Origin of the sequence: Rhizobium sp. 42MFCr.1, assembly GCF_000377185.1 — a bacterium.
In the GTDB taxonomy this organism is placed as follows: Bacteria; Pseudomonadota; Alphaproteobacteria; order Rhizobiales; family Rhizobiaceae; genus Rhizobium; species Rhizobium altiplani.
Genome location: NZ_KB897892.1, coordinates 1 through 6,935 on the forward strand (window position 1 = coordinate 1; position 6,935 = coordinate 6,935).

The following is a 6,935-nucleotide window of genomic DNA, read 5'->3' on the forward strand; positions in this document are numbered from 1 at the left end:
AAAGGCCAGATCGCAAAGCTGGTCGGTGTTGCCCCTATCAATCGCGACAGTGGCCTGATGCGTGGCAAGAGGATGATTGCCGGCGGCCGCAAACCAGTGCGCGACGCCCTTTACATCGCCGCCTTGCCCGCCATCCGCTTCGATCCAGCCATGAAGGCCGTCTTCGAACGACTGAAAGCGAAAGGAAAGCCCGGAAAGGTCGCTCTCGTCGCGGTCATGCGAAGGATGATCATAATCCTCAATGCCAAAATGAGAGACTATCGAGCAACGGTGATTGACGCCTAACACCGTTGCTTTTTTATTGCCTGGAAGTAGTCATCGCTGGAGCCGGTTCCTTCGCTCTAGAAGTAGCTCATGCGCGACCAAATGCTTGCCTGCCGGACTGAGACTGATTCCGTCTAGCACTTCCTCAGTGACGCCCGCTTCTTTAAATCTACGGATCAGGTCGTTCGGGATATCAGCGGTTTCGTGGCGATAGAGATGCAAGAGACAGCTCCATTCTTCGTATGTAAAGTCTCTCCGAGCGATCATGCTAGTGTCCTCCCACCTAACAGTCCAAGCGATAGCACAATTATATCTTTGAAGGTGTGGAGAGCGAGAAATGACCGAAACCAAGCCCCCGCAACCGATCTTCGCCCTGAGTGTCGCACGCGACATGGCGGAACAGGAGGGCTCGCCCGCCGGCATGTTGGTCTTTCTTTTTGACCAGGCACTGAAGGAAGCTAGGGACAAGGCGCTGCGGCGCGGCATTGTCGTAGATATCAACGGGGATTCGGAGCTTCCAGTGAGGAGCGGCCCGCGTGCCGGGGGCTGGCGGACCGCCGTGCTCAAAAGCACAAGGCCTGTCAACAACAACATCTTTGTTCGTGGCGAGTATCGTTACAATCACTACGGTGATAAGGACATCTTTGATGTGAACGTCGAACTTGATCAACACGAGGTCAAGGTGCCCTAGCGGGGCGACCTACTGGTTGAGTTGTGAATTGAAGGAACAGAGGATACCGGAACGGCTGGCTTATGACCTTTCTTGTGAATGTATCGGGCGCAATTTGGCGGCCAATCGCGATTAGATTGGCCGCAGTCGGCATCGCCCTTTGCTTTGTAGGATGGGCAGTTCTGATGCTCCTTTGCCTCTTCCTAGTTTCGTTGACCGACTCGCCAACCGAGGAGGTCCAACAATCGTCAGATGGCTACGAAAAGACCCCGCCTGGGCACAAGCGGGGGTCAGGACTTGATATGAAAGAAAACGGCAGAGAAAAGACAAGCCGCCGTTTCACCTGATCAACGATGGCTCGCATTGTTTGTTTCAGCTCAACCAAATAGGAGCCCCGCCGGCGTGGAGGCCAAGCGGGGCCCTTAGGCAGTGCAGTTACAGAAGGAAACGGCAAGGAGGGGCAAAGCCGTTCCCGTGCGATTGGACCCAGCTTGGGTCCAGCAAAGCGACTTGTCGGTATCGACGGCGTCAAAAACATCATATAGAGGCGTTCGTGTTGGTCGCGTCCACAAGCAACTAATCAACACCTTCACTATTCTGGGCCGATAACAAAAAGGCGAGAACTCATCATTGATTATTTTTGATGCCTTTCTTCTTTGGAAGCAGATTAGTCACTCGATACGCCGATCGATTATTGGGAAAAAGAATCTGAAGGCGCAGAATTACAACCCGCGTTACGATTCTTTCCCGAAGAAGATGCCAAAGATAATCTGGTTCTATTGGCATGAGCCAATTGAGCAAGCACCGGAAGCTGTCCGATTGGGCATAGAGAGCTGGTGTAGAAATAATCCGAACTGGACCGTCAACGTTCTCTCAGAAAATACCGTCAAAGAACATATTACCCTCGAGGAGCCGCCGCGGGATCGCAAGATACAATGGCGTGCCGATGTGATCCGCATCGCACTCCTCGCCAAGTACGGCGGCGTCTGGATAGATGCGACCACATTTTGCACCCGTAAGCTCGATGATTGGTTGCCTCAACTGATGGAATCCGGTTTCTTCGCATTTCCCGACAGCTACCCCGGCAGGATGATGTCGAATAGTTTCATAGCAGCGGTGCCCGGGAATTATCTCGTAACCAAATGGTCGAAATTGATGAATCGATATTGGCAGAAGAATGGAAAGCTTCTGCATTATTTCTGGTGCATGCATCTTTTTGAGTTCATCGTCACGACCGACAGGAAAGCAGCGAAGATATGGAATGACACTCCGAAGCTTCATTCGAAAGCGCACATGCTGCTCAAGCGGTATGTGACACAGAACGAATTTTTCACGCCCATTCCAGTCGATGTCGAGGTCGCGAGCACACCATTTCAAAAAATGAGCACCAGCTCCGCATTGAAAGACGGAACTTGGCTCGCAGGTCCACGCCAGGGCAAAAACATCGATATTGGCGAGCTTACGTCAGTGCGAAAGGATTAGCGTCCCGTCCCGGATTCGTCAGCTATTCCTCGCCACACCAGTCGTTGTAGTGTCCGGGGCGCCATTCTCGCCCCAATCTTCCATTAGCAAGGTCTGCTCGCCACCGGTATATAGGCACATACTCGCTTGTCATCGCGGATCAAAGCTAGGCGGCTTTTGTGGAGATTCGATGCCCTTGATAATCGATAGGCGATATCAAGCCGAGTTCGCGAAGCTGGTTCGGCCCTTGGAACCTGGTGGTGTGCTCAAAGACGAAATCGATTTTTCCATTCTTTCGAAGCGCCTCTGCTATGGCGCGATAGTGCATCGAACCGTTGAAGTGCTGGCCGTCCGCGACTGCCGCTTCAATCTTCGTTCCGTAGTCTCCAAAGAATTTGAAATGCAGCAAGGCGCCCCAAATCGGAGAGAAGTTGCGCGTGTACGGTAGCGGCTGATGGATGCTGACTCCCAAGCTGCAAGCCTCATCCCAATAAATGAGCGGGTACTTCATGAGTTCGTTCTTCTCGCCGAAAATTCTCCGGCGTGGCCCGCCCTTGATCGATATCCCGCGCTTTGTAAGCTCGGCGGTATAGCCGGCAGCATCAAAGAGATGTGGAGCCTTCCATGGATCGCCGCCAACGGCTGCCCCATCATCGGAATGATAGATGTCAATCATCGGTGCCGGCAAGCGCTTGATGCCCGACTTGTTCAGAACCTCGACAACATCAAACAGCGAGTGGCCGCCGCATCCGTCATAAAACAGGAATTCGTCGGCATCGACGTTCAGATACCATCTGTCCAGGCCGTACTCATTGAATAAGGCCTCGCGCCATAGCTTGCCACGCTTTGCGTCAACATACCTGACTGGAGATGTCCAAACATCGACGTCGTTTTCGGCAAGCAAAAGTTCCCTTGTGCCGTCCGTTGACGCGTCGTCGAGAAAAATGAATCGCGTTACCCCAAGGCGTCGGTAATGCTTGAGAAATTCAGGCAGGGTAGCGACTTCGTTTCGCGACAAGCATACGGCCGCAATCTCTGATGGTCTCGTAGGCCATGCGCGAAGCGGTTCCACCTTGATGGTGTTCCGCTGCCGCGCTCGCCGCATCGAGACTTTAGCACTCTCAAGCCAAGTCCCGGCCCGTGCCCCCAACGAGCGGCTAATTTCTTGCGCCGGTGATTTAAAGGGATATTCCATTTTCATTGAATCCTGTCCCGCCTTGCAAGGCTTTTCACCTCCATATCGCGGAACATACTCGCTTGTCATCACGCCGAGGTTAGGGCCAAATTGATCTGTTTTGAAAAAGGCAACTTGCGGCACGCTTCATATAAGGGTCTTCGCGAGGTGCAGGACAATGCGGCAGTCTACGAGTTAGACAGTCCGCCGTCTTAACGGCTCATCGGCCTGATCTTTTCCCGCGATACGTTTCAGGCGGCGGCGAAGCCTCGTGGGCTTCTGCGAGTGTTTCCAGCCAAACAGCCAAACCTGTAGGAATTTCCTCGTTTCCAGCTTCGAGGGATTCGATCCAGGATAGCTCGCACTGCAGCGCTGATGCGATATTGATCGGGGTCCATCGGATGTGGAGCAGACATTCGCTAAAACGTTCAGGGCTCATGGTTTGCAGCTCCCGTGGTGGTATCTCGGAGCTAGCCTGTTCATATAGGTTGGCGGAGTCAATCGGAGCATTTGTTAGCTGCCGCCCTTTTGCGTTACTGCTGCAATCACCAGAGCGTCGGGCCGCACCTATGGCGCCATGTGGTCTCTTGGAGCGTCGTCACTAGCTTGGCACAATTCCTCAACGTAATTGGCCAGCACCGGATCATTTAAGAGGTGCAGTTGAAACTCTTCGTCGTCCATTTGTCCCGAACGATATGCATCAATCAATGCCTGCTGCTCTTCGCTTGGAACACCTGTGTTGGGCCAGATGGCATCTAGTACGGCCAGTTGGCATTTCAATCTGCTAGGGCTGTCGGTGCTATAGGTCGGCATGCGGCTCTCCTTTGATGAGAAAACGGATCAAAGGCCTTCGTGTTCCCAGTGCTTCGATGCTCATCGTGACAGGTGCCTCACCCAATAGCGGCGGGCATGGCGTCAATCTTCATCGGAGCACCCGCTGTTGGCTTCGTAGGCCGCGAGGAGGCGTCAGCATGAAGGCGTATCGCGATGTGGTCGAAGCCGCCACGAACTGGCTCAGTCAGACCAGAGGTGTGAAGATCGGTGACACTGCCACAATGGACGAATGCAAGACTATGCTCGGTGACGCGCTCGTCGAGTTGGAAGGGATATGCGCGCCTGTCTCAATGTTCCCGTTTGCCACGCTGCGTGTGCGACGGCGACTATGACGGGCGGGATTTCGTTACGCCCGACTCCGCTGGACACGGAAATACGACGGATACCGTCATGGCCACCGGGTGGTGCGATACAGGAAAGTTGATCAGGGCTGGACACTGCCCGATGGCGTCGAGCTCTTCGATGGCAACGAATCGCATGCGAGTGTCCGAGCCGAGCCGAGCCGAGCCGGGCCGATCAGGGCAGGTCCGCCGGTCCCCAATGTCTCGCAGGTAGATCGCAGCGTGGTCCACCTCAGAGGTTTTAGAGCGCCGCCGGTGTGCCGCCAGGATCGAGGCGCCTCATTTCGAGCATCGCTTCGCAGGACGCACCGGCCAACAGAGATAACTGTTCTGGATCACGTACTCCCTGGCGGTAAATCTCAATGACAATGGCTGCGAGATGGACTCTGTCGTTCTGATCGTTGATCAAATGTTTTTGCGCGACGTCCTTCAGGATTTCATCACAGATGGACAAATCGTTCGATGTAAGCGCTTCGTCGCGTTGTCGCATTGTGTGGTCCCATGCCGTTAAAAATCGCGGTACTCAAACATGAAAAGGGCTTTCCGGGTCGGCGGGACCGGGAAAGCCCTCGATCTTTCGCCGCTCGACGAGGTCTCGGGCTCGTGCGACTCGGATCAACCACAGATTGCCTTTTGTTCTTCACGGAAGAAATAGGACTGAAGCCTGATCCTCATTTGGACCTTAGTCTGACCAGGTGGCAAGCAAGACTGAATGCGCCTATCCTGGTGAGGCTGTCCGTCGAACGCGCTCAGAGACGCGGCCAGGCGGAAAGGCAAGGCTGAAAAAGCTATTGAGCCGAAGATGCCTTTAGTGTGTTCCGCATTGTATTCGATACGGCGTCGCAGCGCCTGATCCTGCGCTTCCTTCAATGTCTTGTCGACGAGGAACGTGAGAAGAGCGGCGGGTCGAGCCTCCGTTTGCATCCATATGTGCGACCTTCGTGTGCGGTCGCACAGAACCGCTGGCCAAGATGGCTTCCTGACCGAATGCCAGGGACGGTCGGTGCCGGGCGCGATATCTTGGGTAGCACGCTAAGGCGCCGATCGCGTTGGTGTTTGCCGCCTGAACCTGTGGATCCGCTTGAACCCGCGTCCCCCGCGTCCTGCTGCGGCTTTCGGTCCTGCCAGGCTCGCTCTGGCCGCAACGGCGTTGCCGTCCTCCACTGGCGTTTCGGCCCTTCGGGTGCCGGCCAGTGCTTGAAGCCCGGCTTTTGGACCGCCGTAGCAGGTCGCGATGGTCGCGACCCCAAAGCGGAGGTTCCAACATGACAAGGCAGCAAACCAGCCAACGATCCGACATCCACGGCCGCATCACCGACAAGATCATTGCCGCTCTCGAACGCGGTGTCCGTCCCTGGATCCAACCCTGGCATAACGCTTGTCCGTCCGATCCGGTCTCGCGACCGCTGCGCTTCAATGGCGCACCCTATTCCGGGATCAACGTCATCCTCCTCTGGTCGGAGGCAATTGCCCGCGGCTTCTCGTCCTCGACCTGGATGACCTTCCGCCAGGCGCTCGAACTTGGCGGCGCGGTTCGCAAGGGCGAAAGCGGAACGACCGTCGTCTTTGCCAGCTCGATCATCCGTACCGAAACGGCTGATGGCGGCGACGACGTCGAACGATCCATCCCCTTCATGAAAGCCTACACCGTCTTCAATGGCGATCAGATCGATGGCCTCGGTGCCCGGGCTGACAAGCCAGCAAGCCCGTCGGATCCATTCGACCGCATCGCTGAGGCCGGTCGCTTCTTTGCCAACACCGGCGCCATGATCCGTCATGGCGGTTCGTCGGCCTATTATGCCGCGGCCCACGACTATATTCAGATGCCGCACTACGACGCCTTTAGGGACGACGCCTGTTACTTGGCCATCATCTGTCACGAATTGACCCATTGGACATCGGCAAAGGGACGGCTCGATCGCGATCTCAGCCGCTATGGGACGGATCGCAGTGAGCGCGCCCGGGAAGAACTGATTGCCGAACTGGGCAGCGCATTCTTATGCGCCGATCTTGGAATCGTTCCGGAACTTGAACTGCGTCCCGATCATGCAAGCTATATCGATAGCTGGCTGACCTTATGCTCACCTCATCATAATGTCAGTTATCCGCAGCAGCCCATAATGTGAAGGAATGCGACCAGATTGGCTGAAGGCCAGGGTTTCTGACCACATTCCTCCGCATTATTTCAGAG

At 55.3% G+C, this 6,935-nt stretch carries 9 protein-coding genes; 5 read left to right on the forward strand and 4 right to left on the reverse strand.

Annotated features, from left to right (window positions below; translation table 11 throughout):
- The 3 genes from C934_RS0131220 to C934_RS0131240 all read left to right on the forward strand — a co-directional run.
- On the forward strand, window positions 1-285 hold a 285-nt coding region (locus tag C934_RS0131220), incomplete at its 5' end, for a transposase (RefSeq protein WP_018860430.1).
- A gap of 316 nt (window positions 286-601) precedes the next feature.
- A complete protein-coding gene (locus tag C934_RS35415; protein WP_018860432.1) occupies window positions 602-955 on the forward strand; it encodes an outer membrane protein in 354 nt (117 codons plus the stop codon).
- Window positions 956-1,564: 609 nt separating this feature from the next.
- On the forward strand, window positions 1,565-2,416 hold the full coding sequence (locus tag C934_RS0131240; protein ID WP_018860434.1) for a capsular polysaccharide synthesis protein: 852 nt from the start codon (window positions 1,565-1,567) through the stop codon (window positions 2,414-2,416).
- A 145-nt stretch (window positions 2,417-2,561) separates the two neighbouring features.
- Here C934_RS0131240 and C934_RS0131245 read toward each other — a convergent pair whose 3' ends face one another.
- From C934_RS0131245 to C934_RS0131250, 3 genes are all read right to left on the reverse strand, one after another.
- The gene (locus tag C934_RS0131245) at window positions 2,562-3,596 is read right to left on the reverse strand and encodes a glycosyltransferase family 2 protein (RefSeq protein WP_156828839.1); all 1,035 of its coding nucleotides are present in this window, start codon (window positions 3,594-3,596) and stop codon (window positions 2,562-2,564) included.
- A 193-nt stretch (window positions 3,597-3,789) separates the two neighbouring features.
- A complete protein-coding gene (locus tag C934_RS36115; protein ID WP_083929952.1) occupies window positions 3,790-4,008 on the reverse strand; it encodes a hypothetical protein in 219 nt (72 codons plus the stop codon).
- Window positions 4,009-4,136: 128 nt separating this feature from the next.
- Complete coding sequence (locus tag C934_RS0131250; protein ID WP_018860436.1) at window positions 4,137-4,382, reverse strand: hypothetical protein; 246 nt, start codon at window positions 4,380-4,382, stop codon at window positions 4,137-4,139.
- Between the two features lie 158 nt (window positions 4,383-4,540).
- Between C934_RS0131250 and C934_RS0131255 the strand changes: the two genes are divergently transcribed.
- Entirely contained in the window at window positions 4,541-4,735 is a 195-nt protein-coding gene (locus C934_RS0131255) for a hypothetical protein (RefSeq protein WP_018860437.1), read from the forward strand.
- A 250-nt stretch (window positions 4,736-4,985) separates the two neighbouring features.
- Here the strand turns inward: C934_RS0131255 and C934_RS33150 are convergent, their stop codons facing one another.
- Window positions 4,986-5,234 carry a hypothetical protein gene (locus C934_RS33150; RefSeq protein WP_018860438.1) on the reverse strand — a complete coding sequence of 83 codons (249 nt, stop codon included), beginning with the start codon at window positions 5,232-5,234 and terminating at the stop codon, window positions 4,986-4,988.
- 775 nt (window positions 5,235-6,009) lie between these two features.
- Here C934_RS33150 and C934_RS33155 point away from each other — a divergent pair.
- Window positions 6,010-6,870, forward strand: coding sequence for an ArdC family protein (locus C934_RS33155; protein WP_051085640.1), 861 nt, complete (start codon window positions 6,010-6,012; stop codon window positions 6,868-6,870).
- The last annotated feature ends 65 nt before the right edge of the window (window positions 6,871-6,935 follow it).